This window comes from Streptomyces xanthophaeus (assembly GCF_030440515.1).
In the GTDB taxonomy this organism is placed as follows: Bacteria; Actinomycetota; Actinomycetes; order Streptomycetales; family Streptomycetaceae; genus Streptomyces; species Streptomyces kutzneri.
In genome coordinates, this window is sequence record NZ_CP076543.1 from 6,182,327 (window position 1) to 6,207,513 (window position 25,187).

Here is a 25,187-nt window from a genome sequence, read left to right on the forward strand (position 1 = left end):
GGTGACCCGCGTCACACCAGCATGGCAGGCGTCACCGACAGTCAGCGGAAGGTGTTGCACTGGGCCATGTCACCGGTCCGGTAGCCCTGGTAGAACCACTGCTGGCGCTGCTCGGCCGAGCCGTGGGTCCAGGACTCCGGGGCGACCCGGCCCTGGAACTTCTCCTGGATCCGGTCGTCGCCGACCGCGGCCGCCGCGTCCAGCCCGTCCCTGATGTCCGCCACGGTCAAGACCTTCATCAGCGGCCGCCCGGTGGAGGGGTCCGCGACGTCCGTCGCGTGGTGCGCCCACACTCCGGCGTAGCAGTCGGCCTGCAGTTCGACCTTGACCGCGTTGCTGTTCGGGCCCTGCCGTCCGTCCTGGGCCCGCTGGAGGGTCCCGGTCAGGTTCTGGATGTGGTGCCCGTACTCGTGGGCGACGACGTAGGCCTGGGCGAAGGGGCCGCCGGTCGCGCCGAACTTCGTCCGCAGCTCCTCGAAGAACCCCAGGTCCAGATAGACCTTCCGGTCCGCGGGGCAGTAGAAGGGGCCCACCGCCGAGCTGGCCGTCCCGCACGCCGTGCTCGTCCGGTTCTCGAAGAACACGGTCGTCGTCGGGCTGTACTGACCGCCGCGCCTGGCGAACTCCTGCTTCCAGAAGGCCTGGGTGCTGCGGGTGACCGCCAGCAGCCGGCAGTCCTCCCGCGTGTTCGCGTCCCGCCCCGACTTGCAGGCCTGCTGTACCTGGGTGAGCGACGAGGTGACCGGCGCCGGCTCCTGCTCCCCGTCGGACAGTCCCAGCTGCTCCGGCCCCACCCCGAACAGCAGCCCGATGACCAGCGCGATGAGACCGACGATGCCGCCGCCGACGGTGGCCTTCCCGCCCGGGATGCGGCCGCCGCCGCCGCGCCTGTCCTCGACCTCGGAGCTGTCGAGTCTGGCGTCGTCGTCGAACTGCATCCCGCACCGCCCTCCGTACGTCGAACAGGTGCGGTCGCGTCTCCGCCCATGCGGCGAGTATCAACCCAATCATCCCGGTCTGCGCCTCAGCCGCTCCGTGGGGCAGCTGGGCCGGACGGGGGACACGGGGGAGTGGATCCCGCAGGCCGGACGGCCCGGCCCGCGCCCGGAAAGTAGTTGCGCACCCCCGGTAGAATGTCTCTCATGGCAAATCTCCTCGCGGATTAGCGGCGTCGAAGCTTCGCGTCCTGCCCCCCTTCCGCCGTCCCGACCCGCCCTGGAGTATTTCCGTGATCACCGCCACCGGCATCGAGCTGCGCGCCGGCGCCCGCGTCCTTATCGAGTCCGCCTCCTTCCGTGTCGCCAAGGGCGACCGCATCGGCCTGGTCGGCCGCAACGGAGCCGGCAAGACCACCCTCACCAAGTGCCTCGCGGGCGAAGGCCAGCCCGCCGCCGGCTCCATCGCCCGCTCGGGCGAGGTCGGCTACCTCCCGCAGGACCCGCGCACCGGCGACCTCGACGTGCTCGCCCGCGACCGGATCCTGTCCGCGCGCGGCCTCGACGTGCTGATCAAGAAGATGCGCGCCAACGAGGAGCGCATCGCCACCGGCACCGGCGGCACCCGCGACAAGGCGATGAAGCAGTACGAGCGCCAGGAGACGGAGTTCCTGACCAAGGGCGGGTACGCCGCCGAGGCGGAGGCCGCGACCATCTCGGCCGCCCTGGGCCTGCCCGACCGGGTGCTCGGCCAGCCGCTGCACACCCTCTCCGGTGGCCAGCGCCGCCGCGTCGAGCTCGCCCGGATCCTCTTCTCGGACGCCGACACCCTGCTCCTCGACGAGCCCACCAACCACCTCGACGCCGACTCCATCGTCTGGCTGCGCGACTACCTGAAGACCTACCGCGGTGGCTTCATCGTCATCTCCCACGACGTCGACCTGGTCGAGACCGTCGTCAACAAGGTCTTCTACCTGGACGCCAACCGCTCCCAGATCGACGTCTACAACATGGGCTGGAAGCTCTACCAGCAGCAGCGTGAGGCCGACGAGAAGCGCCGCAAGCGCGAGCGCCAGAACGCGGAGAAGAAGGCCGCAGCGCTGAACTCGCAGGCCGACAAGATGCGCGCCAAGGCCACCAAGACCGTCGCCGCGCAGAACATGGCCAAGCGCGCCGACCGCCTGCTCGCCGGCCTGGAGGCCGTCCGCGTCAACGACAAGGTCGCCAAGCTCCGCTTCCCGGACCCGGCGCCCTGCGGCAAGACCCCGCTGACCGCCGAGGGCCTCTCGAAGTCGTACGGCTCCCTGGAGATCTTCACCGACGTCGACCTGGCCATCGACAAGGGCTCCCGCGTGGTCATCCTCGGCCTCAACGGCGCCGGCAAGACCACCCTGCTGCGCCTGCTCTCGGGCACCGAGAAGCCGGACACCGGCACGGTCGTCCCCGGCCACGGGCTCAAGCTCGGCTACTACGCGCAGGAGCACGAAACCCTGGACCCGGAGCGCACGGTCCTGGAGAACATGCGCTCCTCGGCCCCCGACCTGGACCTGGTCGCCGTACGCAAGACCCTCGGCTCCTTCCTCTTCTCCGGGGACGACGTGGACAAGCCCGCCGGGGTGCTCTCCGGTGGTGAGAAGACCCGGCTGGCCCTGGCCACGCTGGTCGTCTCCTCGGCGAACGTGCTGCTCCTGGACGAGCCCACGAACAACCTCGACCCGGCCAGCCGCGAGGAGATCCTGGGCGCGCTGCGCACGTACAAGGGTGCGGTCATCCTCGTCACGCACGACGAGGGCGCCGTCGAGGCGCTGGAGCCCGAGCGCATCATCCTGCTCCCGGACGGCGTCGAGGACCTGTGGGGACCGGACTACCGGGACCTGGTGGCCCTCGCCTGATCGGGTTCCGGTTCCCGTTCCGCTTCTGATCCAGTTCCTTATGGATCATTCGGCTCACGGGTGATCCATCATCTGAGTGAGACGGTCTCGTACCGTTGCGCGTCGTACGACGGCCCCGGCCGCACCCGCGAAGGTGCGCGACCGGGGCCGTTCGTTTTCCGGTTCCGCGCCCCTGACCTGGCGATTCCCGGCGAGGGCAGCGGAGTGTGACGGAGGTCATGCAGCGGAAGGGGAGATTCCGTTCTGCTCGGGTGTCCACCGGTCGGGAAATGCCGTCGTACCGACCTTGCTGAATGGGTGGCCAGGAAGCGTGGGAGGGGTGATCATGAGAAGTCCAGAGCGCACTTCCCATGAGGAGGCACGGGTGGCCGAGACTCTGAAGAAGGGCAGCCGGGTAACCGGCGCCGCGCGCGACAAGCTCGCGGCAGACCTGAAGAAGAAGTACGACTCCGGTGCGAGTATCCGGGCGCTGGCCGAAGAGACCGGCCGGTCCTACGGATTCGTCCATCGGATGCTCAGTGAGTCCGGGGTGTCGTTGCGTGGTCGCGGAGGCGCGACGCGCGGCAAGAAGGCCGCCACGGCCTGACCCCGGTCCCATCGGTTCCGACGCTTCAACGGCTTCAAGGTTCATCATGATCCGACGGTTCCTTCGGTGACCCCCGGTCGGCCTTCCGGTCGGCTGGGTGGTTACTGTGCAGTCACTTAGGCCGAGCTTGCGGCCGACTGCACACCGGAGGCATGAAAGATGGCTCTGCTCGACAAGGACGGCGTACGACTCACCGTCGACGACACGGTCGCCACGGTGACACTGACCAATCCGGCCAAGCGAAATGCCCAATCCCCCGCGCTCTGGCGGGCTTTGGCCGAGGCCGGGAGGTTGTTGCCGGGCACCGTCCGGATCGTCGTGCTGCGCGGTGAGGGCAAGTCCTTCTCCGCAGGGCTCGACCGGCAGGCGTTCACCCCCGAAGGTTTCGAGGGCGAGCCCTCCTTCCTCGATCTGGCACGCGGTTCGGACGAACTGCTCGACTCCACGATCGCCGAGTACCAGGAGGCATTCACCTGGTGGAGGCGTAACGACATCATCTCCGTCGCCGCCGTGCAGGGGCACGCGATCGGCGCCGGCTTCCAGCTCGCGCTTGCGTGCGACCTGCGCGTGGTCGCGGACGACGTGCAGTTCGCCATGCGCGAGACCAGCCTGGGCCTGGTCCCCGACCTGGCCGGTACCCAGCCCCTGACCTCCCTGGTCGGCTACGCCCGCGCGCTCGAGATCTGCGCGACGGGCCGCTTCGTGCACGCCGAGGAAGCGGAGCGGGTCGGCCTCGCCAACCTCGTCGTCCCCGCGGACGAGCTCGACGCCGCCGTCCAGGACCTCACCACAGCCCTGCTGGCCCCGCCGCGGGACGCCGTGATCGAGACGAAGACGCTGCTGCGTTCCGCCCAGGCCCGCCCCTACGACGACCAGCGCGCCGCCGAGCGCGCGGCCCAGGCCCGCCGCCTGCGGGACCTGGCCGGTCTCTCCGACTGAGGGCCGCCGTGACGCCGGAGCCCCGGGGAAAGTCGGCCAGCCGACCGGCGTAGTCCCGGGGCGCCCGCGCGCCGTGGGGCCTAACGTGGTGCGGAGTGAGTCCGCCAGCCACGCGAAGGGACACGCGATGACCGAATCCGCATCAGGGGTCTCCGGCAAGGAGCCCGGCGACCGGGGGCGCACGAGCATCGCCGACGGGGTGGTCGAGAAGATCGCCGGGCTGGCCGCCCGCGAGGTGGTCGGCGTACACGCCATGGGCAGCGGCAGCGGCCTCTCCCGTACCTTCGGCGCCGTCCGCGACCGGGTGCCCGGCGGCGCCAAGGCCAGCGTCAGCCGCGGGGTCAAGGCGGAGGTCGGCGAGGTCCAGACGGCCCTCGACCTGGAGATCGTCGTGGACTACGGGGTGTCGATCCGGGACGTGGCACGGGCCGTCCGGGAGAACGTCATCTCGGCGGTCGAGCGGATGACCGGCCTGGAGGTCGTCGAGGTCAACATCGCGGTGAGCGACGTCAAGCTGCCCGATGAGCCCGACGAGGAGCCGGAATCCCGTCTCCAGTAGCCGAGAGGAGCCCGCATGAGCATGGCGATCGCCGGACTCTTCGCCGGCATGGCCCTGGCGTTCGCCGGCTACTTCGGCGGTTTCGGGGCCTTCCTGCTGGTGGCCGCCCTCGGCGCCATCGGTTTCGTCGCAGGGCGGTTCCTCGACGGGGACCTGGAACCGGGTGACCTGTTCCGCCGCCGTGACGACCGGCGCGGGTGAGGCCGATGAGCAGCCCGCCGCGCTCCGCCCCGCCCCGGGTGGCCGCCGCCGAGCGCGGCTTCACCCGTATCGCCGACAAGGTCGTCGCGAAGATCGCCGCCCAGGCCGCCCGGGAGGCGCTCGCCACCACGCCGGGCACGCCTCCGCACGCCACCGTCACCGTGCACCACGACATCGCCCGGGTCCGGGTCAGCCTGGAGCTGGACTACCCCTCCGACCTGGCCGCCCAGTGCGCGGCCGTGCGCCGGCAGGTCGCGCTGCGGATCGAGGAGTGCGCGTCGATGTCCGTACCCGAGGTGGACGTCGACATCGAGCACCTGCACTCCACCCACACCCGGACCGGCGCCGGGCGGGACCGGCGGCTCCGGTGACGGCCCCCGGCACCGACACCGACGCCGCCACCGACGCCGACACCGGCTCCGCCCCGGCCCGGGCCCGCCGGTTCCGCTCCGCCCGGCGGGTGCCCGCCGGGCTCACCGCCCTGGTCGTGCTCGGGGTGGCGGTCCTGTTCCTGTACGACCTGGCCGCCCTGCGGGCCGGCCGCCCCGGGATGAGCTGGCGCCGCGACCTCGCCGACCAGCTGGCGGCGCACACCCCCGCCGACCTGGGGGTGCAGCTGATCGCAGGGGCCCTCGTCCTGGCCGGGGCTGTGCTCCTGCTGCTGGCACTGGCCCCCGGGCTGCGCAGGATCCTGCCGATGCGGACCCCCGACCTGCGGGCGGGCGTCCGGGCCGGGCTCGGCCGCAAGGACGCCGCGCAGATCCTGCGGGACCGGGCCATGGAGGTGTCCGGGGTGCGGGCCGTCCGGGTCAAGGTGGGCCGGTCCCACGTCGGGGTGCGGGCCACCTCGCACTTCCGCGAGCTGGACGACGTACGGGCCGACCTCGACGAGGTGCTCGCCGTCGGCATCGAGGAACTGGGCCTCGCACACCCGCCGAAGCCGCGCGTACGGGTCAAGAGGTGACGCAATGCTCGGAACGGTGAACCGGATCCTGCTGGCGCTGGCCGGAGCGGTTCTGATGGCGGCCGGGACCGTGGTCCTGACGGGTGCGTGGCCGCTGCACGGCCGCCACGCGCCGCTGCTGAGCGAGCAGACCAGGAACCGGTACTGGCACGCCGAGGGCTGGTGGTGGTGGGCGGTGCTCGCCGCACTCGCGGTGGGCGTACTGCTGGCGCTGTGGTGGCTGCTGTCCCAGTTCAGGCGCCGGCGACTGCAGGCGGTGGTGGTGGACACCGGGGACGGCGAGTTCGCCATGCTGCGCGGGCGGGCGCTGGAGGAGGCGGTGGCCGCGGAGGCCGGCGCCCTGGACGGCGTCGCCGGCTGCCGGGTCGCCCTGCGCGGGCGGCGCGGGTCGCCCGCGCTGCGGGTCGCGCTGGAACTGGAACCCCACGCGGTCCCCGCCGACGCCCTGGCCGCCGTGGCCGGTCCGGTCCTCACCCACGCCCGGACCTCGGCGGGCCTCCCGGAACTGCCCGCCGAGGCCCGCCTCAAGGTGACGTCCCACCGGGCCCAGCGCGTGACGTAGACCGTCCCCCGCGGACCCTCCGGGGGTCAGAAGCCGTGCCGGGAGCCGCCGTCGACCGGGAGCATGATGCCCGTCAGGTACGACGCCGCCGGGGAGAGCAGGAAGGCCGCCGCGCGGCCGAACTCCTCCGGGGCGCCGTACCGGCGCAGCGGGATGCGGGACTCGTTCCCGGCCCGCGCGGCGTCCGCGTCACCGGACAGCGCGTCGAGCTCGCGCACGCGGTCGGTGTCGATGCGGGCCGGCAGCAGGCCGACCACCCGGATCCCGCGCGGGCCGAGCTCCAGCGAGAGGGACTTCGCGAAGCCGGCGAGACCCGGGCGCAGGCCGTTGGAGATGGTCAGGCCGGGGATCGGCTCGTGGACCGAGCCCGACAGGACGAAACCGATGACCCCGCCCTCGCCCAGCTCGGCGGCCGCCGCCCGGGCGAGGCGGACCGCGCCCATGAAGACCGACTCGAAGGCCGCCGACCACTGCGCGTCGGTGTTGTCCGCCGCGAAGCCCGGCGCCGGGCCGCCCACGCTGATCAGGATGCCGTCGAGGCGGCCGAAGCGCTCCCGCGCGGTGGCGACGAGCCGCGCGGCCGCCTCCGGGTCGGAGTTGTCGGCCGCCACACCGGCCGCGTTCGGGCCGAGTCCGGCGGCGGCGTCGGCCGCCCGCTTCTCGTCCCGGCCCGTCAGGAGCACCTTCGCGCCGTCGGCGGCCAGTTCCCGGGCGGAGGCGAGGCCGAGGCCGCGCGTGGCCCCGGTGACGATGTAGACACGGTCTTTCAGTCCAAGATCCATGCCGACACGCTACGCCGTCGCCGGCTCCTGCCGGGAGGCTTCGGCCCGGGCGGCCTCTTCCTCGCGCTCGCGCTTCTCCCGCCGTACGAGGACCACCCAGCCCACCGGAACCGCGCCGGCGAACAGCCACCACTGGACGGCGTACGCCATGTGGGGGCCGATCGAGTCGTGGTCGGGATCGGAGACGGTCTCCGGGCTGCCGTCCGCCGGGGCCGGAGCGGTGAGCTCCAGGTAGCCGCCGAGGACCGTCCGGCCCAGGTACTCCGCCTGCTGCTCGCTGTTGATCAGCATCACCTGGCGCTCCGGCAGGCCCTTGCGGTCCTTGATGCCGCTGCCGCTGCTGGTCTCGTCGGCCTTCAGCCGGCCGGTGACCGTGACCTCGCCCGTGGGTGCGGCCGGCACCGGCGGGTACGCGCGCGGGTCGTCGCCGCCCGGCACCCAGCCCCGGTTGACCAGGACCACCCGGCCGTCGGAGAGGACCAGCGGGGTCAGGACGTGGAAGCCGACCTTGTCGTCGTTGTCTGTGCGCATCCGGACGACGACCTCGTGCGCGGTGTCGTACGTGCCGGTCGCGGTGACCGAGCGCCAGAAGTCCGCGCGGGGGACCCGGTGCCCGGGGGAGGTGATCTCGGTCATGGGGACCGGCTTCGCCCGCAGGTTCGCCTCGATCAGCTGGTTCTGCGCGACCCGGTGCTCATGGCGGTGGTACTGCCAGAACCCCAGCTCGATCATCGCGGGGATGAGGGCGAGGGCCATCAGGGTGAGGAACACCCACTGCCGGGTCAGCACAAAGCGGTACACGCCCACGACGGTACCCGCAGCGCGAAGGACCCCGGCGGCCGGGTGGCCGTCCGGGGTCATGGCGTACGGAACGGGGTGTCGGGAGGGGGTGCCGGGGCGGAGTGCCGGCAGGGGGTGCCGGCAGGGGGTGCCGGGACGGGGTGTCGGGACGGGGTCGCGACGCGGGGAGTCAGACGCGGTCGACGATGCCCACCTTCCCCTCCGCCCGGGCGCAGTGCGCCCCGCAGAACCACTGCCCCGCGACCTCGACGCCCTGGCCGATGATCGAGACCCGGCAGTGCTCGCAGACGGGCGCCATGCGGTGGATGGCGCAGGAGAAGCAGTCGAAGACGTGCACGGCGCCCTGCGCGTGCACCTCGAAGGACATGCCGTAATCGTTTCCGCAGACCTCACAACGTGCCATGGGCCGAATGCTGCGCACGGGGAAGGAGCGGAACAAGATCCAGCGGGGTGAGTCGCCGCGCCTGCACCCGGCCGGCGCAACGGCCCTCCGGTTCAGGACTCGGCCGGGGCCACGTCCCGCAGCAGCTGGGTGAAGGCCGCCTCGTCGACGACCGGCGTGCCGAAGCTCTTCGCCTTGACCGTCTTGGAGGTAGCCGAATCGGGGTCGTTGGTCACCAGGAGGCTGGTGAGCCGCGACACACTCGTCGCGATGTGCAGGCCCGCCTCGACCGCACGGTCCTCCAGCAGCTCCCGCTCCACCGAGGTGTCCCCCGAGAAGGCGATCCGCATGCCCTGCTTCAGCGGCTTGCCGTCCTCGAAGCGCCCCGGATTCGGGTGCGGGCACGGGGGCCGCTTGCGCGAGGGCCGCCAGCTGCTGCCCCGGTAGGAGGCCTGGTACCCGACCCGCGGGGTGGCGGCGGAGTCCGACCACTCCGTCAGCGGCCGGCATTCCAGCAGGGGCAGCCGTACGCCGCCCTGCGCGGCCGCGTGCAGCGAAGGACGGAACGCCTCCGCGAGCACCCGGGCGTCGTCGAGCGCGTGGTGGGCGCGCTGCTGGACCACGCCGAAGTGCGCGGCGAGCGACTCCAGCTTGTGGTTGGGCAGCGGCAGGTTCAGTTCCTTCGACAGGGCGATGGTGCACAGCCGCTGACGGACCGGTGCGGTCGCGGCGGCCCGCGCGTACTCCCGGGCGATCATCTGCCAGTCGAAGATGGCGTTGTGCGCGACCAGTACCCGGTCCGCGAGCCGGTCGGCGAACTCGCCCGCGATGTCCTCGAAGAGCGGGGCGTCGGCGAGCATCGCGCTCGTCAGCCCGTGGATCCACACCGGTCCCGGGTCCCGCCGCGGGTTGACCAGCGTGTACCAGTGGTCCTCCACATTGCCCTGGGCGTCGAGCCGGTAGACGGCGGCGGAGACTATCCGGTCGTCGCGAGCGAGCCCGGTGGTCTCCACGTCGACGACCGCGTACCCCTGTGGGTACGCGGTCGGCCACATCGTCTCTGCGGTCGTACGGTCGTCGAGCATGGTCACAGAGGATATCGGCCCTGACTGACACCCGTGGCCGCGTCGGCGCTTCCCGGCCGTCAGCCCAGGGCGGCGACCAGGTCGCCCGCCGCGAGCTGTTCGAGGCCGCAGCCGTCAACAGGCCCCGGCAGCAGCCGGTATACGGAGCCGCTCGCACCGGCGGGCGCGACCTCGCCGTCCACCAGCGCGAGGAACACCGACCGTCCCGAAGCGGCGGTGCCCGCGAGGGCCTCGACCTCCGCGGAGGCCAGCACGCCGTCCGGATCGCGCAGGCCGACCAGCCGGGCGGCGAAGGCCGCGGTGTCCTCGCCGGAGCCCCGGCGGTAGGTCCACAGTTCGTCGGGGTCGCTCGGCCGTGGCGTACGGCGCAGCACGGCCACCTCGCGGCAGCGCGCGGCCGCGTGCCAGCCGGCCAGCTCCCACAGGGTGGTGCGGCCGGTCGAGAAGTACTGGAACAGGTCGCGGCCGATCCGGGCCAGGTCCTCCTGGTGCGCCCGCACGCTGTGGTAGCCCTCGTCGTCGGGCAGGTGGACGTCGGTCCACAGGAACCCGCGCCGCTCCAGGTCGACGAGGAGCGGCACGTGGATCCGGGAGTTGCCGACCAGGTCGTAGCGCTGGCGCACGGTCCGCGGGTCGTAGCGGGCGCAGCGGCCGGAGCGGGTGGGCAGGGCCATGAACCCGGCGAAGGCATCGGGCAGCAGCTCGAAGGGGATGTTGTTGAAGCTGAAGACGACCGGCATGGCGAAGCGCACACCGGAGTCGGCCAGGGCGTCCAGGTCGATGTCCACGTACTCGCTCGCCCCGTGGGGCGCCGGTGCCGAGACCAGGTCGCCGGAGTGGACGACGGCCCGCTCACCGTGGACGAGGTGCGTGTAGTCGCACAGGCCCGCGAAGTTCCAGTCGGCGTCGAACAGCACCACCGACAGGTCCAGGTCCACGCGCTTGCGCGCCGGCTCCATCCAGTGCAGGAACATGCGCAGCACCTCGCCGTCCGGCAGCGCCTGGAAACTGCCCTTGGGGACGGTGACCAGCGCCTTGGCCGCCGCCCGCTCGGCGGAGGGGACGTGGAGGTGGGCGAGGCGGGAGTCGAGGACCGCCAGGTCGTAGGGGTCGGCCGTGGCGAGCCGGCGCAGCACCTCGGCCTCGAACAGCCCGCACACCGCAGCGGTCACCGCCTCGGCCAGCGGGGCCCGGTCGTCATCGACGGTGAAGGAGTGCGCGACCTGTCCCCGCGGGAAGAACACCCGCCGGGTCCCGGGCCGATGGCGGATCCGCAGCCGTCCGAGCGCCGACAGCACGGGCCCCGGCCCTGCCTTCGGCAGCCGCCGCGCCAGTACCTCGGCGACCTGCGGCGCCAGGGTGTCGGCCGCGTACAGCCGCAGCAGGTGGTCCAGGCGCCGGACGAGTTCACCGGGGCGTTCGGCCAGTACGGCCAGGGCCCGGTCCGGATCCCCGCCGCGCAGGGCCTCCTCGGCGCGGCCCAGCCAGGTGGCCGCCCGGATGCGCGAGCCGTCGATCCGTACCGCGTGCGGGTGCGCGGCCGCGGTGGCGAGCAGCGCGGCGCCGAGGGCGGTACCGGTGGTGTCGGTGCCCCGCAGCACGGCGAACGCGAGGGCGGCGCGCGGGTGGCGGGCGTACTGCTCGAAGGGGTGCAGGATCTCGGCAGCCCGCTTCCACAGGTCCTCGTGGCGCAGTACGTCCTCGACGAGCAGCGCCGGATCGAGCCCGTCCAGGACGGCGAGCAGGTCGCGCCGCAGCGGGCGCGGCAGGGAGCGCAGGCGCGGGGGTTCCAGGAGGTCGGCCTCTCCGCCGGACCACACGGCGAGCAGCCGCAGCACGTCGGTGGCGGTGGTGAGCCGCTCGGGCAGCAGGGCCCGTACGGTCTCCCGCGTGCGGCGCTCGCGCAGCAGGGTGCCCAGCACCAGGGCCTTGGTCTCCCGCACCGGGACGGCGTCCGGGAGCCAGTCCAGGCCGGCCGGCACATGGGCGAGGAGTACCCGGGCCTCCTCGGTGTCCTGCGGCGAGAGCGGGGTACGGCGGGCGAGGAGCTTGCCGAGGGCGGTGACGGAGTCGGCCGCGCGGTCGGTGCCGAAGGCCAGCAGTCGCAGCGGACCGCCCCCGGAGGGGACCTCCCCCGGGCCCGGGGACGGCAGGATGAACGGATCGTCGGCATCGACGCGGCGGTGGCAGATCGGGCAGCCGGTGTAGTCCTCGCCGTCCCAGCAGGTCCGGCAGACCAGATGGGCGCACGGCGCGACGGGATGGACGCTGCCGACGGTCGCGCACAGCACGCACGGCTGCTCCGGCCACTGCAGGAGCAGGGTCACGACGCGGTCGATCCACAGCGCGTGGGTGTCGTCGGGCACCGAGGCCGGGAACGAGCGGAACAGCGGCATGTGGGTGCGGTCCGCACCCAGCAGGATGTCGATGTCCCCGATCAACTGCGTGCCGGCGGCGGCGAGTCCGGTGGGTCCCAGCCAGGCGAGTGCCGAACGCAGCGGGCCCGTCAGGGCGTAGCCCCGGTCGAGCAGTTCGGCCTCCAGGGCCGTCAGGCCCTGGGTCGTCGACGGGTCGCCGGGGCGCGGCCCGGCCTGGTCGACGTAGACGGTGTGCAGACGGCGCAACAGGACGGTCGACAGCTCGGGCAAAGGGGGGAGTCCTCCGGAACCGGAAAGGGAGAGTGGGCGGGGGCGGAGAGGGGACGCGCTGCGGTTTTCGGAGGAAGATGAGAAGGAAGCACGTCGCGGAGCCGCCCCCGCGCCGCAGATACAACCACGGGCCCGGGAGCGCGCCAAGTGATTTATCGCGGCGGGTCCGTGCCGTCCGTGCCGTCCGCGCCGGCCGCCGCGTCCGGTGCGAGCAGGGCGTGCACCAGGGCCCGTACGGACAGCAGGAACAGCCGGTCAGGGTCCGCCGGGCGGGCCAGGGCACGGGCGAGGGCCGGGTCGTGGGGGGCCGCGGCCGGGTCCCAGAGCTCGCTCTCGGCCGGGGACTGCGCGGGGGAGCGCTCGCGGTTGCGCTCGACGAGCAGGTACCCGACGACCTGGAACTGGACGGCGCGGACCGCGTCCGCCGCCCGGGCGCCGCGCAGCCCGGCGGCGTGCACCTCGTGGACGAGTGCCTGCTGGGCGGGCAGGAACATCCGCTCGGTCAGCCCGCGTTCGTGGACCATCGCGATCAGGTGCGGACGTGTCCGCAGTTCGCGGCGCAGGATCCGGGCCACCGCCAGGATCCGGTCGGCCGGGGTGCGGCCGGTGGGCCGGATCGCGCCCATCTCCTCCACGGTCCGCCGGACGAGGGCGTCGAGCAGCGATTCACGGTTGCCGACGTGCCAGTAGATGGACGTCACGGCGGTGCCCAGCTCGGCGGCGAGCCCCCGCATGGTGAGCGCGGCCGGACCGTGCCGCATGACCAGGGACGCGGCGGCGTCCAGCACCTCGTCGCGGGTGAGCGCGGTTCTGGCCACGATGTCTCCACCAATCTGTCGGATCGTCAATTCTGGTCCGTGCAGGGGTCTTTACCCTTCATCGGTGGCGGTGTAACTGTGTTACAGAACCGACTCCCCCCGAGCCGAGGGATGGTGCGAGACATGGCACGCGTACGGTACGGAGCGCGGACAGAAGCCGAGATCGCGGCGTCGCGCGAGAAGAGTTCCAAGCTCCCCGACATCTGGTCCACCGGCGTCGTCGCCGTCTGGGAGACCGACCCCGACGTGGTCGCGGCGGTCCTGCCGCCGCCGCTCAAACCGGCCGACCGGCCCCTGGTGCGGGCCAACATCAGCAAGGTCGACCTGCCCGGCTATCCGCTCGGCGCGGGCTCCGTGGCCGTCGCCGCCCAGCACGGCGGGACCGAGGGCTGGTACCCCCTCGTCATGCCGATGACCCTGGAGCGCGCCCTGACCGGTGGCCGTGAGGTCTTCGGCGAGCCGAAGAAGCTGGGCGAGGTCACCGTGGAGCGCGACGGCCTCGTCGTACGGGCCGCTCTCGCCCGGCACGGGATCGCCTTCGTCGAGGTGCGCGGGGCGGTGGACCGCCCACTGCCGCTGCCCGAGCCCACCCGGAAGACCGACTTCTACTTCAAGTTCCTGCCCGCCGTGGACGGTTCGGGCTTCGACGTGGACCCGGTGCTCGTGCACTGCACGCGCAACGAGAAGGTCCGCAAGCTGGAGCACGTCACCGGGGACATCGTGCTGCGGGAGTCGATGTTCGACCCGGTCGCCGACCTTCCCGTCCGCCGGATCGTGGAGATCACCATCGGCGAGAAGACCACCGACCAGAAGGGCCGGGTCGTCGAGCGGGTCAGCGCCCAGGCCCTGCTCCCGTACATCCACCAGCGCTACGACGACCCCATGCAGATTCTCGACGGACCGCCCGAGGGGAGTGTGTGACATGCGGCTCGAACGAGGACAGGTGGCCGTGGTCACCGGAGCCGCCGGCGGCATCGGCCTCGCCATGGCCCGCCGCTTCGCCGCCGAGGGACTGAAGGTGGTCCTCGCCGACGTCGAGGAGGGCGCCCTGCGCAAGGCCGCCGACGAACTCACCGCGGACGGGTCCCAGGTGCTCGCCAGAGTGGCCGACGTCAGCGACCGCGACTCCGTGGGCGCACTGGCCGACGCCGCCTACGAGACCTTCGGCGCCGTGCACGTGCTCTGCAACAACGCGGGCGTCGGCTCCGGCGCCGAGGGCCGGATGTGGGAGCACGAGCCCAACGACTGGAAGTGGGCCTTCTCCGTCAACGTGTGGGGCGTCTTCCACGGCATCCAGGCCTTCGTCCCCCGCATGATCGCGGGCGGCGCGCCCGGCCACGTCGTCAACACCTCCTCCGGTGACGGCGGCATCGCCCCGCTGCCCACCGCCTCCGTCTACGCCGTCACCAAGGCGGCCGTGGTCACCATGACCGAGTCGCTCTACGCCCACCTCAAGGCGGAGGGCGCCGCCGTCGGGGCCTCCGTCCTCTTCCCCGGACCGCACATGCTGCGCACCGGACTGTGGGAGTCGCACCGCAACCGGCCCGAGCGGTACGCGAAGGAGCGCCCGCGCAAGGCCCCGTACCGCAGCCTCGACCAGTACGAGGCGGCGATGAGGAAGGCCGGCCACGAGGTGGAATTCACCCCGGTCGAGGAGGTCGCCGAGCACGTCGTCGACGGCATCCGCGCCGACCGCTTCTGGATGCTCCCGGCGAGCGAGCACAGCGACCGGCAGATCCGTGCCCGGTCGCAGTCGATGCTCGACCGGAGCAACCCCGGCTACCTGGAAAGCTTCATCCTCGACTGAGGGGCGTCTGTGGTGAGTACGAACGAAGACCGGACCGAAGACCGGGCCGAAGACCGGACCGAAGACCCGTACCTGATCATCTCCTCCGACTGCCACGCGGGCCTGCCCACCGAGCAGTACCGGCCCTACCTGGATTCCCGCTTCCACCCCCAGTTCGACGAGTTCCTCGGCGAACGCGATGCCCGCCGGGCGGAGGCCACCCGCCTCGGCGTCCGCAACGAGGCCTTCGCCGAGAAGTGGTTCCACGACCACGAGGAAGGCCTCAAGGGAGGCTGGGACACCGGGCAGCGGCTGAAGGAACTCGACGGCGACGGCGTGGCCGCCGAGGTCGTCTTCCCCGACGCGGACGCCGTCGACAGCCAGACCGCCGCCCCCTTCGGCGTCGGCCTCGGCCTCTCCGGCGACCAGGACCCCGAGCTCGGCATGGCGGGCGCGCAGGCGCACAACCGCTGGCTCGCCGAGTTCGTCGGGCAGCACCCGGAACGCCACTGCGGGGTCGCCCTGCTCCCCATCACCGGCGAGCCCTCGAAGGTCGTGGCGGAGATCCACCGGGCCAAGGCGTCCGGGCTGGGCGCGCTGATGATCCCCGCGATGTGGGTCGACAAGGCGCCCTACCACGACCGCCGCTACGACCCCGTCTGGGCCGCGGCCGCCGAGACGCAGATGCCGATCGTCACCCACTCCGGGTCCTCGCCGCGCCACGAGTACGGCGACCACCTGGGCATCTTCGTCTCCGAGGTCACCTGGTGGCCGGCCCGCCCGCTGTGGTTCCTGCTCTGGTCGGGGGTCTTCGAGCGCCACCCCGGCCTGAAGTTCGGTGTGGCCGAGGCGGGCTGCTGGTGGCTGCCGAACCAGCTGTGGTTCATGGACCGGCTCTACCTCGGCGCGCACGGCGGCAAGAAGCTCTCGCCGTTCGAGGAGCTGAAGCGGCCGCCCAGCGAGTACCTGGACCGCCAGGTCTTCATCTGCGCGACGAACACCAAGCGCCGGGAGCTCGCGCAGCGGTACGAGATCGGCGTGGACAACATCCTGTGGGGCTCGGACTTCCCGCACCCCGAGGGCACCTGGCCGAACACCCGGGCCTGGCTGAAGAACACCTTCCACGACATCCCGGTCGCGGAGACCCGCCGGATGCTCGGGCTCGCGGCGGCCGAGGTCTTCGGCTTCGACACCGCGAAGCTGGCCCCGATCGCCCGCCGGATCGGCCCCACCCCGGCGGAGCTGGGCCAGTCCCCGGACCAGGCGGCGGTGGAGGCCTCCTGGGCCCGCTCCCGCGAGGTGGGCCGCCACTGGCTCACCGACAACGACTTCCCGGTGCTGGGGGTGAACCCGTGACGTCCGAGGACCGCTACACGGTGATCTCGGCGGACTGCCACGCGGGCGCCGACCTGCTGGACTACAAGCCGTACCTGGAAAAGCGCCACCACGAGGACTTCGACGCCTGGGCCGCCACGTACGTGAACCCGTACGAGGACCTCCTCGCGGACACCGCCGACCGCAACTGGAACTCGGCGCGCCGTCTCGCCGAACTCGAAGCGGACGGCATCGTCGCGGAAGTCCTCTTCCCCAACACGATCCCGCCGTTCTTCCCCAAGGCCTCCCTGATGGCCCAGCCCCCGACGGCCGCCGAGTACGAGATGCGCTGGGCGGGGCTCCAGGCCCACAACCGCTGGCTTGCCGATTTCTGCGCGGACGCGCCTGGCCGGCGGGCCGGGGTCGCCCAGATCCTCCTGAACGACGTGGACGCGGCGGTCGGCGAGATCCGCCGGGCCCGGGCGGCCGGCCTGACGGGCGGCATCCTGCTCCCGGGCGTCCCGCCCGGCTCCACCGTCCCCGAGCTGTATTCGGCTGCCTACGACCCCATCTGGGCGGTCTGCGACGAACTGGACGTCCCGGTCAACCACCACGGCGGCTCGGCCTCACCGCCGCTCGGCGACGAACCGGCGGCCCGGGCCGTCTTCATGGTGGAGACGACCTGGTTCTCGCACCGCGCCCTGTGGCACCTCGTCTTCGGCGGGGCCTTCCACCGCCACCCGGGCCTCAAGCTGGTCCTCACGGAGCAGGGCTCCGGGTGGATCCCCGGCGTGCTGGAGATGCTGGACTACTACCACGGCCGCCTGGTCGCGGCATCGGCCACGGCCGAGTCCAAGTTCGGGGCGGGCCTCGCGGAGTCGATGGGCCGGGGCCCGAGCGAGGTCTGGCGGGACAACTGCTTCGTGGGAGCGAGCTTCATGCGCCCCCACGAGGTCCCGCTGCGGGAGCGGATCGGCCTCGACAAGATCATGTGGGGCAGTGACTACCCCCACGACGAGGGCACCACCCCCTTCTCCCGCGAAGGCCTCCGCATCGCCTACGCGGGCCTCCCGCGCGAGGAGGTCGCCGCGATGGTCGGAGGCAACGCGGCCCGCGTGTACGGCTTCGACCTCGCCCTGCTGGACGCGGTCGCCGCCAAGCACGGCCCGCTGGTCTCGGAGATCGCGGAGCCGCTGACGACGGTGCCCCCGGACGCCACCAGCCCGGCATTCGCCCGAGGGGGGTCGGTCCGGGTCTGGTGACACCTGTTCCCGCGGGGGCGGCTCAGCTCATGTAGCGGAGCCGCTCCGGCGGGAACAGCTCGGTGCCGAGCAGGGTGTTGGGGCCGTACACCTCGACGACGAGGTCCTCCCGGGCGGCCAGCGGGGACAGGTCGACGGGTCCGGCGGAGAAGCTCACCACGAGCCGGGTCAGGTGCGGCAGCGCGAGCAGAGGCTCCAGCCCTGCGCTGAGCGTGCACCGGAACATGAACAGCCGAGTCAGCTGCTCGTGCCGGACAAGTTCCGCAGGGTCGACCGCCGAGTTGAGCAGTTGCAGGTTGTCGAAAGCTGGTACGGACGGCTGCGCCGCCAGCCGACTGGCCAGCTGGTCACCGTGGAGGGCCAGCGTTTCGAGGTCCGGCCATCGATCGAGTCCGTCCAGGTGCATGGTGGACGTGCCCTCCAGCAACCCCAGCGAGCGCAGGGAATCAGGTGCGGGCAGCTGTGCGAGGTCGGGAAGACCGGTGTCGAAGGCAACGGTCAGCTGAGTGAGCGAGTCCATGGAGGCGAGAGGCCTCAGCGGCAGTCCGGCACGCACTCGGTTGAGGACCAGGCTCCGCAGTGCCATCCCGGACAGCGGGCCGAGGCTTTGGACCCCAGGACAGTCGTACAGGCTCAGGAGGCCGAGCTTGTCGAGGGGCGACAGCGGGGAAAGGTCTGTGAGCAGTCCGTCCTCCTGGAGGGAGAGCCCTTCCAGGCCGGGCCTTCTTGTCACCGCGCCGGGAATCCCCAATCCGCCGCGCAGGGTCAGCCACCGGACTCCCGGGAGCCGGTCCAACTGGGCCAGTTCCTCAGAGGTCTCCACGGTCAGGTAGGTAGAGGACAAATCAGCCTCGGTCAGCACTGCATCCACATATTCGGCTCGGTCGAAGGACTGCCAGCCGGCGGCCAGTTGGGACCGAACCGTCTCTCGGGCGTCGGCCCGGAACCGGGCGACGACCGCCAGGGCCTGCGGCCCGCCCACCCCTGAGGCCGTGTGGACGACTGCCGCTGCCTCCGCCTCCGACAGGTCGTGCGGGCCGGGCAGCAGGTCCAGCACCAGTTCGCCGGCCCGGGCCAACTCCTCGGCCTGGGAGATCCGCTGCGGTGGCAGCAACTCTGCCGTGCGGGACTCGATCTCCCGCCGCACCTCCGGGTCCAGCTCCGGGGCGTGTTCCAGGCAGGCCGCCGCCAGGAGGACCAGCCGGCTGCGGGCGCCCTTGACCTTGTCGGCCCGGCGGAGCAGGCCCCGCAGCAGGCGGGCGCGTTCGTCCGGGCGGGCGTGGCCCACCGCCATGCGGACCACGTCGTCCCAGGAGTCGTCGTGGGCATTCTTGACCAGGACGCCGAAGTCCCGGCTCTCCACCGCCGCCTTGGCCCCCAGGTAGTCCTGGAAGGTGCGGTGGACGAAGACCACCGCACCCGGGGTCGGCTCCAGCAGCAGGCCGCTGCGGATCAGCAGGTGCGCGAAGACCTGCTCGGCCCCGCCCTGCGCCCGCACCTGCGGCATCGCCTCCAGCCACGCGCCCACCATCTCGACGGCCTCGTCCCGGCCCGCCTCCAACTGCCCGTTGCGGATCAACCAGTACGCGAACCGCTGGAGCAGCGCGACCTGCTCCTCCCGGGTCAGGTAGACCCCCTCGACCCCGCAGATCTCCCGCTCCGTGTCCCGCCGGACCAGCAGCATGTCCAGCGCCGCGTCGTACAGCTCCTTGCGGGCCCGCGGGAGCTGCATCCGCCGGTCCTGGTTCAGGGCGCAGAGCAGCGCGCACATCAGCGGATTGGTCGCCAGCCGGGCCAGATCCCGCCGGGAGGACACCGCTTCCAGCAGCGACGCCTCGTACGCGTCGACCTCCTGCCCCTGCGCCCGCGCGGCCGCGTGCCAGTGCTCCACGAAGGCCCGGATGTCCCGCCGGTCCATCGGCAGCATCGTGTGCGTGGCGAACCCGAGGCCCGCGAGCCAGTCCTCCGGGACCGCCGACGGGCGGGTGGTCACCACGTACCGTGCCTGCGGGAAGGCGGAGATCAGCGAGCGCAGCCAGGTCTCCGTGCGGGTACGCAGCCGTTGCGGGACCTCGTCCACACCGTCCACCAGGACCAGCGCCCGGCCGCTCAGCATGAGGTCCTCGACCCAGCCCGAGGGGGCGGACAGCGGTACGCCGCCCGCGCGGAGGAAGTCCTCCGGCAGGGGCAGGTCGCCCGACGCGGTGAAGGAGCGCAGTCGCAGCACGAACGGCACGCACGTGCTCCACGGGCCGTCGGTCTGCCGGGCGGCGTTCAGGGCCAGCCACTGGACCAGGGTGGACTTGCCCGAGCCCGCCGGGCCGCGCAGCAGGATTCGGTCCGCGGAGGCGAGGGCCTGCTCGGCCCTGACCTGGGTCCGGTGGATCTCCGGCTCGCCGGGCAGCAACGGCTGCTCACCGCTGACCGCGAGGCTGATGTACGCCACGTCCAGGGGCCATTCCTGGCGGGAGCGGCTGAGGGTGAGGCCGAACAGCTGGAGGCGTCCGTGGGCGCGGGCGATGTACTGCGCGTAGCGCTCCTCGAAGGCGTACGCCGACCCGTCCGCGCCTTCCTGAAGCCGGTCCAGCGAACGCGCCAGCTCGCCCGTCCGCCGGACCAGTTCCACCTCCGCCCGGGCCCCGAAGCCCGGCAGGGTCGTCACGTACTCCACCGCGTGGGCGCAGCACAGCCGGATCAGCCGTGCGTACAGGGCGTCCGCCGCGGGGCCGAGGCCCGCCGGGGGGCCGGGGAGGGCCGCCGCCAGGGCCGCCGGGTCGAGGTCCGCCGCGAAGAGGGACTCCGCGTCCAGGGGGCCGAGCGCCGCGAACGCGTCTCCGACCGCGTCCAGCGCCGCCAGACGCTCGTGCTCGGGCAGCACCGCGGCCTCCGGGCCGAGGCGCTCCGCCAGGGCTCGGGTCAGGCGCCGCATCTCGCCGTCGCCGAGTTCGGCCCGGGGCTTGCGCCAGCGCGGGGCCGGCCGGGCCGGGTCGGCCACCAGGCCCGCCCCCGGGGCCCGGGCCAGGAGGGACTTCACCAGCGTCCCCGCCGCCGTCCCCGCCACCCGTAGGAGAACCGTCTCCAAGCCCGTCATGCCCCGCCCTCCCCTTGGTCCGGACATCATCTCGTGAACCGCCGGTAACCCCGATGGATACCGATCGGTAACAACCCCTAGCGGCACCCCCGAGAGCGCCTCTATGGTGCGGGACATGCCGAACCTGCCCGATGTCGTGCTGTGGTCCATACCTGCCTTCGTGCTGCTCACCGTCATCGAGGTGGTGAGCTACCGGCTCCATCCCGACGAGGACGCCGCCGGCTACGACACCAAGGACGCCGCCACGAGCATCACCATGGGGCTCGGCAGTATCGGCTTCGACCTGCTCTGGAAGATCCCGGTCGTCGCCGTCTTCACCGCGGTCTACGAACTGACCCCGCTGCGGGTGCCGTTCCTGTGGTGGACCGCCCTGCTGATGCTGCTCGTCCAGGACTTCCTCTACTACTGGCAGCACCGGCTCCACCACGTCATCCGCATCCTGTGGGCCTGCCACGTGGTCCACCACAGCAGCCGGCGGTTCAACCTCACCACCGCCCTGCGCCAGCCCTGGACCAGCGCCACCACCTGGTGGTTCTACCTGCCGATGGTGGCCCTCGGCGTGCACCCGGCGGCGATCCCGTTCTGCTACGGACTCAATCTGCTCTACCAGTTCTGGGTCCACACCGAGCGCATCGGCAAGCTGCCGCGGCCCTACGAGTACGTCTTCAACACCCCCTCCCACCACCGTGTCCACCACGCCTCGCAGGGCGGCTACCTGGACCGCAACTTCGGCGGCATCCTGATCGTCTGGGACCGGATGTTCGGTTCCTGGGTGGGGGAGACGGACAAGCCCGTCTACGGGCTCACCAAGAACATCGGCACCCACAACCCGCTGCGGGTGGCCACCCACGAGTACGCGGCCATCGCCCGGGACGTGCGCGCCGCCGGGAGCTGGCGCCAGCGGGCCGGACACGTCTTCCGCGGCCCCGGCTGGCAGCCCGCCCCCGCATCAACCCCTGCCCCCGCCCCCGCATCCGCCCCCGCCCCGGCCACCGGCTCCGCAGCCGACCCCGCCGCCCCGGCCGTACAGGAGAGCACCGCGTGAGCACCGCCGAGTCCCCGGGCCGACCCGCCCCCGCCTGGGCGGCGGACCAGGTGCCGGCCGGCCGTCCGCGCCTCGGCCGGATCGCCCTCGTGGCCTTCGCCGTGGCCGCCGCCGTCGACCTCGGCTCGCTGCTCGCCGGCTGGCACCTCGGGCACGTCATCGCCAAACCGCTGCTGATGCCGCTGCTCGTGACCCACATGGCCACCCGCGGCGCCCCTCGGCTGCTGCTCGCCGCCCTGCTGTTCGGCTGGGGCGGGGACCTGGCCCTGCTCTTCGACGCCGAGCCCGCCTTCCTCGTGGGCATGGGCTCCTTCGCCGTCGGGCACGTCTGCTACCTCGTCCTCTTCGGCAAGCGGCCCGCGAACCCGCTGGTCGGGGGCGCGTACGCGCTCGCCCTCCTCGGCACCGTCGCCCTGCTGTGGTCCGATCTGCCGGCCGACCTGCGGATCCCGGTGGCCGGCTACAGCCTGCTGCTCACCGCCATGGCGTTCCGCTCCAGCGCTCTCGGCCTGCGGGCCGGGATCGGCGGCGCGCTGTTCCTGCTCTCCGACACCCTCATCGCCACGGCCGTCGCAGAATGGCCCCAGCTGCCCCGGCCGGACTTCTGGATCATGGCCACGTACCTCGCCGCCCAGTACCTGCTGGCCACTGGCGCGACCTCCCGGGAAGCAGGCGTACGGTAGGACGGTTCCACAGTCGTACAAGACTGAACGATCCCGAACCGGAGGACTGCACCACCATGCGCGCCACCGTCATCCACGCCCCGCACGACATACGCGTGGAGGAGGTGCCCGACGCTGCGATCCAGCGCCCCGAGGACGCCGTCGTCCGCGTCCTGCGTGCCTGTATCTGCGGCAGCGACCTGTGGGCCTACCGCGGCGAGGCCGAGCGTCAGCCCGGCCAGCGCATCGGCCACGAGTTCCTGGGCATCGTCGAGGAGACCGGCTCCGCCGTGTCCGGCCTGCGGGCCGGCGACCTCGTCGTCGCCCCCTTCATGTGGTCGGACGGCACCTGCGAGTACTGCGCCGAGGGGCTCTTCACCTCCTGCGAGCACGGCGGCTTCTGGGGCTCGGTCGGCCACGACGGAGGCCAGGGCGAGGCCGTCCGCGTCCCGCACGCCGACGGCACCCTGGTGAAGCTGCCCGCCGAGGCCGTTTCCGACGACCACCTGCTGACCGGGCTGCTCGCGCTGTCCGACGTCATGGGCACCGGCCACCACGCGGCGCTGGGCGCCGGCGTGCGCGAGGGCTCCACGGTCGCCGTCGTCGGCGACGGCGCGGTCGGCCTGTGCGGCGTCCTCGCCGCCAAGCGCCTGGGCGCCGAGCGGATCATCGCCCTGGGCCGCCACACCGTACGGACGGACATCGCGAAGCTCTTCGGGGCCACCGACGTCGTCGCCGAGCGCGGCGAGGCCGCCGAGGCGGCCGTGCGCGAGCTCCTCGGCGGCCGGGGCGCGCACGCGGTCATCGAGGCGGTCGGCACCGAGCAGTCGATGCGCACCGCCGTGAACATCACCCGCGACGGTGGGGCCATCGGTTACGTCGGCGTCCCGCACGGCAGCGGCACCGGCCTCGACCTCGGCGTCATGTTCGACCGCAACATCACCCTGCGCGGCGGCGTGGCCCCGGTCCGCGCGTACATCCCGGAGCTGCTGAAGGACGTGCTCAGCGGCGCGATCGACCCGGCTCCCGTCTTCGACCGGACCGTGTCGCTGGACGAGGTTCCGGACGGCTACCGGTCGATGGACGACCGCAGCGCGCTCAAGGTGATGATCAAGCCCTGACCTGCGGAACGAATAAGCGAATAAGCGAATGAGCTGATGAGCTGATGAGCTGATGAACGAAAGGACGGGCCGGGCGGGTGATCCCCGCCCGGCCCGTCCACCTCGTTCCGGCGGCCGTTACTTCACGGCCTTGAGCGCGTCGATCACGCCGTAGCCGTAGTAGCCCGTCTGCCCCCACTTGCTCCGGCAGGTGGTGGCGTCGGTCAGGGTGCCTTCGGCGTTGTATATCTGCGTCGGGCAGGCCGCCTTCGCGGACTGGGCCTTCAGCATCGCCTGGAGCTGCGAGGGCGTGGCCGACGGGTGGGCGCTCTTGAGGAGCGCCGCCACGCCCGCGACGTGCGGGGCGGCCATCGAGGTGCCCTGCTTGTAGCCGTAGCCCCCGCCCGGGACGGTCGACAGCACGCGCCCGTTGGCGTCCGGGGTGTCCGGGACCTGCCACTTGTCGCCGCCGGGGGCGGCGACGTCCACGACCCCGAGGCCGTAGCTGGAATAGTACGAGCGCAGGCCCTTGTCGCCGGTCGCGGAGACGGTGACCACACCCGGCAGCTGCGTGGGCAGGTCCAGGCAGACCTTGGGGTCGATGGTGCGCGGCACCGGAGTGGTGTCGTTCGGGCTGGTCTTGTCGACGAGGGAGTCGGCCGCCAGGTCCTGGTCGGAATTGCCGGCCGAGGCGATGTGGAGCGTGCCCTTGCGCTCGGCGTACTTGGTGGCGCGGGCGATGGCCTCCACCAGCGCCTTCTGGTCGTCGTCGGACTTGCAGTTGAAGAGCCACGGGTCGACGTAGTAGCTGTTGTTGGTCACCTCGATCCCCTTCTCGGCGGCGAACATGAAGGCGCAGACGACCGCCTCGGTGTAGAAGAGGCTGGTCCGAGGCTCGCTCACCTTGATCGCGGCGATCTTCACGCCCGGCGCGACACCGCTGACGCCGATGCCGTTGCGCGCCGCTCCGATGGTCCCGGCCACGTGCGTGCCGTGGTCGCTGCCGTCGGCGTACGGGCGCCAGGCGCCCTCGGTGGTGTCGGCGACGCCGCCCACGCAGTTGGCCGACTGGCTCTTGGAGAAGTTCGGGGCAAGATCGGGGTGGGTGTCGTCGACACCCGTGTCGATGATGCCCACGGTGACGTTCCGGCTGCCATCGTTGATCTTGTGAGCCTCGTCGGCCTTGATCGTCCGCAGGTCCCACTGGTTGGGCTCCAGCGGCTCCTGACCCTCCTGGGCCGCTGCCGCCGCCTTGGCGGCGTCCGCCGCGCTCAGCTGCTGGGTCGCGCCTTCTTCGGTGGTCCGCGCCGCCGACATCGGGGCCGTCCGGGTGGCGCCGACCGACACGAACAGGCCGCGCTGGGCCCGCAGCTGCTGGGCGAAGTCCGGGTTCTGGGAGTGTGCGACCACGACCCCGATCTGCTCATAGGCCGTCACCACCGTTCCGCCGGCCCGCTCGACGGCCTTCTTCGCCGCCTTCACGGTGGCGTACGCGTTCAGGTTGGCCACGTACGACAGCTTGGGGCCGGAGGTGTCGGCCTTCGGGGCCGTCGCCGTGCCGACCGCACTGCCCAGCGGGGCGGCCGAGGCCGAGAACGCGGGCAGGAAGGCGAGCGAGGCGGTGAGCGCCAGGCCGACGGGTACGGCGAGAGCACGGCTGCGCTTCTTGGGCGCACGCGACCCCAGCTGATCCATGGGTTCTCCAGGTCATGTCCGGAAAAGCCGCCCGGACGCGGTCGCGTCGGACGGGTTCATGACAAGCGAACCTAGCGT

Annotated in this window: 24 protein-coding genes; 15 read left to right on the forward strand and 9 right to left on the reverse strand. The window is 72.3% G+C overall.

Features of this window, described 5'->3' with window-relative positions; all coding sequences use genetic code 11:
- Positions 1–41 precede the first annotated feature (41 nt).
- Positions 42–938 carry a KPN_02809 family neutral zinc metallopeptidase gene (ypfJ, locus tag KO717_RS27560; protein WP_301371950.1) on the reverse strand — a complete coding sequence of 299 codons (897 nt, stop codon included), beginning with the start codon at positions 936–938 and terminating at the stop codon, positions 42–44.
- Positions 939–1,228: 290 nt separating this feature from the next.
- Here ypfJ and KO717_RS27565 point away from each other — a divergent pair, with 290 nt between their 5' ends.
- From KO717_RS27565 to amaP, 8 genes are all read left to right on the forward strand, one after another.
- Complete coding sequence (locus KO717_RS27565; protein WP_030010788.1) at positions 1,229–2,827, forward strand: ABC-F family ATP-binding cassette domain-containing protein; 1,599 nt, start codon at positions 1,229–1,231, stop codon at positions 2,825–2,827.
- A gap of 364 nt (positions 2,828–3,191) precedes the next feature.
- Entirely contained in the window at positions 3,192–3,413 is a 222-nt protein-coding gene (locus tag KO717_RS27570; protein ID WP_030010789.1) for a helix-turn-helix domain-containing protein, read from the forward strand.
- Positions 3,414–3,572: 159 nt separating this feature from the next.
- Positions 3,573–4,352 carry an enoyl-CoA hydratase/isomerase family protein gene (locus tag KO717_RS27575; protein WP_189735835.1) on the forward strand — a complete coding sequence of 260 codons (780 nt, stop codon included), beginning with the start codon at positions 3,573–3,575 and terminating at the stop codon, positions 4,350–4,352.
- Between the two features lie 127 nt (positions 4,353–4,479).
- Positions 4,480–4,911 carry an Asp23/Gls24 family envelope stress response protein gene (locus tag KO717_RS27580; protein WP_301371953.1) on the forward strand — a complete coding sequence of 144 codons (432 nt, stop codon included), beginning with the start codon at positions 4,480–4,482 and terminating at the stop codon, positions 4,909–4,911.
- Between the two features lie 15 nt (positions 4,912–4,926).
- Positions 4,927–5,112 carry a hypothetical protein gene (locus KO717_RS27585; protein ID WP_030010792.1) on the forward strand — a complete coding sequence of 62 codons (186 nt, stop codon included), beginning with the start codon at positions 4,927–4,929 and terminating at the stop codon, positions 5,110–5,112.
- 5 nt (positions 5,113–5,117) lie between these two features.
- On the forward strand, positions 5,118–5,483 hold the full coding sequence (locus KO717_RS27590; protein ID WP_301371954.1) for a hypothetical protein: 366 nt from the start codon (positions 5,118–5,120) through the stop codon (positions 5,481–5,483).
- On the forward strand, positions 5,480–6,076 hold the full coding sequence (locus KO717_RS27595; RefSeq protein ID WP_301371955.1) for a DUF6286 domain-containing protein: 597 nt from the start codon (positions 5,480–5,482) through the stop codon (positions 6,074–6,076). Before KO717_RS27590 ends, KO717_RS27595 begins: the two co-directional genes overlap by 4 nt.
- A 4-nt stretch (positions 6,077–6,080) precedes the next feature.
- Entirely contained in the window at positions 6,081–6,638 is a 558-nt protein-coding gene (gene amaP / locus KO717_RS27600) for an alkaline shock response membrane anchor protein AmaP (protein WP_301371956.1), read from the forward strand.
- A gap of 26 nt (positions 6,639–6,664) precedes the next feature.
- Here amaP and KO717_RS27605 read toward each other — a convergent pair whose 3' ends face one another.
- The 6 genes from KO717_RS27605 to KO717_RS27630 all read right to left on the reverse strand — a co-directional run bounded on the left by KO717_RS27605 (position 6,665) and on the right by KO717_RS27630 (position 13,154).
- Complete coding sequence (locus KO717_RS27605) at positions 6,665–7,420, reverse strand: SDR family oxidoreductase (RefSeq protein ID WP_301371958.1); 756 nt, start codon at positions 7,418–7,420, stop codon at positions 6,665–6,667.
- 9 nt (positions 7,421–7,429) lie between these two features.
- The gene (locus tag KO717_RS27610; RefSeq protein ID WP_301371959.1) at positions 7,430–8,221 is read right to left on the reverse strand and encodes an SURF1 family cytochrome oxidase biogenesis protein; all 792 of its coding nucleotides are present in this window, start codon (positions 8,219–8,221) and stop codon (positions 7,430–7,432) included.
- Between the two features lie 169 nt (positions 8,222–8,390).
- A complete protein-coding gene (locus tag KO717_RS27615) occupies positions 8,391–8,624 on the reverse strand; it encodes a hypothetical protein (protein WP_030009585.1) in 234 nt (77 codons plus the stop codon).
- A 92-nt stretch (positions 8,625–8,716) separates the two neighbouring features.
- A complete protein-coding gene (locus KO717_RS27620; protein ID WP_301371962.1) occupies positions 8,717–9,694 on the reverse strand; it encodes a DEDDh family exonuclease in 978 nt (325 codons plus the stop codon).
- A gap of 53 nt (positions 9,695–9,747) precedes the next feature.
- Entirely contained in the window at positions 9,748–12,336 is a 2,589-nt protein-coding gene (locus KO717_RS27625) for an MXAN_6230/SCO0854 family RING domain-containing protein (RefSeq protein WP_301371963.1), read from the reverse strand.
- Positions 12,337–12,488: 152 nt separating this feature from the next.
- The gene (locus tag KO717_RS27630; RefSeq protein ID WP_301371964.1) at positions 12,489–13,154 is read right to left on the reverse strand and encodes a TetR/AcrR family transcriptional regulator; all 666 of its coding nucleotides are present in this window, start codon (positions 13,152–13,154) and stop codon (positions 12,489–12,491) included.
- 123 nt (positions 13,155–13,277) lie between these two features.
- Between KO717_RS27630 and KO717_RS27635 the strand changes: the two genes are divergently transcribed.
- The 4 genes from KO717_RS27635 to KO717_RS27650 are packed head-to-tail and all read left to right on the forward strand — an operon-like array spanning position 13,278 to position 17,516.
- Complete coding sequence (locus tag KO717_RS27635) at positions 13,278–14,075, forward strand: acetoacetate decarboxylase family protein (protein ID WP_301371965.1); 798 nt, start codon at positions 13,278–13,280, stop codon at positions 14,073–14,075.
- A gap of 1 nt (position 14,076) precedes the next feature.
- Complete coding sequence (locus KO717_RS27640) at positions 14,077–14,961, forward strand: SDR family NAD(P)-dependent oxidoreductase (protein WP_301371966.1); 885 nt, start codon at positions 14,077–14,079, stop codon at positions 14,959–14,961.
- Positions 14,962–14,973: 12 nt separating this feature from the next.
- Positions 14,974–16,296, forward strand: coding sequence for an amidohydrolase family protein (locus KO717_RS27645; protein ID WP_301371967.1), 1,323 nt, complete (start codon positions 14,974–14,976; stop codon positions 16,294–16,296).
- The gene (locus KO717_RS27650) at positions 16,293–17,516 is read left to right on the forward strand and encodes an amidohydrolase family protein (RefSeq protein ID WP_301371968.1); all 1,224 of its coding nucleotides are present in this window, start codon (positions 16,293–16,295) and stop codon (positions 17,514–17,516) included. The genes KO717_RS27645 and KO717_RS27650 overlap by 4 nt, the downstream gene beginning before the upstream one ends.
- A 22-nt stretch (positions 17,517–17,538) precedes the next feature.
- Here KO717_RS27650 and KO717_RS27655 read toward each other — a convergent pair whose 3' ends face one another.
- On the reverse strand, positions 17,539–20,607 hold the full coding sequence (locus tag KO717_RS27655; RefSeq protein ID WP_301371969.1) for an NACHT domain-containing protein: 3,069 nt from the start codon (positions 20,605–20,607) through the stop codon (positions 17,539–17,541).
- Between the two features lie 115 nt (positions 20,608–20,722).
- Between KO717_RS27655 and KO717_RS27660 the strand changes: the two genes are divergently transcribed.
- From KO717_RS27660 to KO717_RS27670, 3 genes are read left to right on the forward strand one after another with little or no spacing between them, the layout of a single operon-like run.
- Positions 20,723–21,652, forward strand: coding sequence for a sterol desaturase family protein (locus KO717_RS27660; protein ID WP_301371970.1), 930 nt, complete (start codon positions 20,723–20,725; stop codon positions 21,650–21,652).
- A complete protein-coding gene (locus tag KO717_RS27665) occupies positions 21,649–22,335 on the forward strand; it encodes a lysoplasmalogenase (protein WP_437184587.1) in 687 nt (228 codons plus the stop codon). Before KO717_RS27660 ends, KO717_RS27665 begins: the two co-directional genes overlap by 4 nt.
- A 56-nt stretch (positions 22,336–22,391) precedes the next feature.
- Positions 22,392–23,435, forward strand: a complete 1,044-nt coding sequence (locus KO717_RS27670; protein ID WP_301371971.1) for a zinc-dependent alcohol dehydrogenase family protein — start codon at positions 22,392–22,394, stop codon at positions 23,433–23,435.
- Between the two features lie 117 nt (positions 23,436–23,552).
- On the opposite strand, the gene KO717_RS27675 is transcribed toward KO717_RS27670, so the two are convergent.
- Entirely contained in the window at positions 23,553–25,109 is a 1,557-nt protein-coding gene (locus KO717_RS27675; RefSeq protein WP_301371972.1) for a S8 family serine peptidase, read from the reverse strand.
- Between the last annotated feature and the right edge of the window lie 78 nt (positions 25,110–25,187).

Bases quoted from the DNA above. Each gene is read 5' to 3' on its own strand.
- KO717_RS27635 (WP_301371965.1), top strand. From the start codon at position 13,278: ATGGCACGCGTACGGTACGGAGCGCGGACAGAAGCCGAGATCGCGGCG.
- KO717_RS27585 (WP_030010792.1), top strand. From the start codon at position 4,927: ATGAGCATGGCGATCGCCGGACTCTTCGCCGGCATGGCCCTGGCGTTC.
- KO717_RS27590 (WP_301371954.1), top strand. From the start codon at position 5,118: ATGAGCAGCCCGCCGCGCTCCGCCCCGCCCCGGGTGGCCGCCGCCGAG.
- KO717_RS27580 (WP_301371953.1), top strand. From the start codon at position 4,480: ATGACCGAATCCGCATCAGGGGTCTCCGGCAAGGAGCCCGGCGACCGG.
- KO717_RS27670 (WP_301371971.1), top strand. From the start codon at position 22,392: ATGCGCGCCACCGTCATCCACGCCCCGCACGACATACGCGTGGAGGAG.
- KO717_RS27605 (WP_301371958.1), bottom strand. From the start codon at position 7,420: ATGGATCTTGGACTGAAAGACCGTGTCTACATCGTCACCGGGGCCACG.
- KO717_RS27655 (WP_301371969.1), bottom strand. From the start codon at position 20,607: ATGACGGGCTTGGAGACGGTTCTCCTACGGGTGGCGGGGACGGCGGCG.
- KO717_RS27575 (WP_189735835.1), top strand. From the start codon at position 3,573: ATGGCTCTGCTCGACAAGGACGGCGTACGACTCACCGTCGACGACACG.
- KO717_RS27615 (WP_030009585.1), bottom strand. From the start codon at position 8,624: ATGGCACGTTGTGAGGTCTGCGGAAACGATTACGGCATGTCCTTCGAG.
- KO717_RS27660 (WP_301371970.1), top strand. From the start codon at position 20,723: ATGCCGAACCTGCCCGATGTCGTGCTGTGGTCCATACCTGCCTTCGTG.
- amaP (WP_301371956.1), top strand. From the start codon at position 6,081: ATGCTCGGAACGGTGAACCGGATCCTGCTGGCGCTGGCCGGAGCGGTT.
- ypfJ (WP_301371950.1), bottom strand. From the start codon at position 938: ATGCAGTTCGACGACGACGCCAGACTCGACAGCTCCGAGGTCGAGGAC.
- KO717_RS27640 (WP_301371966.1), top strand. From the start codon at position 14,077: ATGCGGCTCGAACGAGGACAGGTGGCCGTGGTCACCGGAGCCGCCGGC.
- KO717_RS27675 (WP_301371972.1), bottom strand. From the start codon at position 25,109: ATGGATCAGCTGGGGTCGCGTGCGCCCAAGAAGCGCAGCCGTGCTCTC.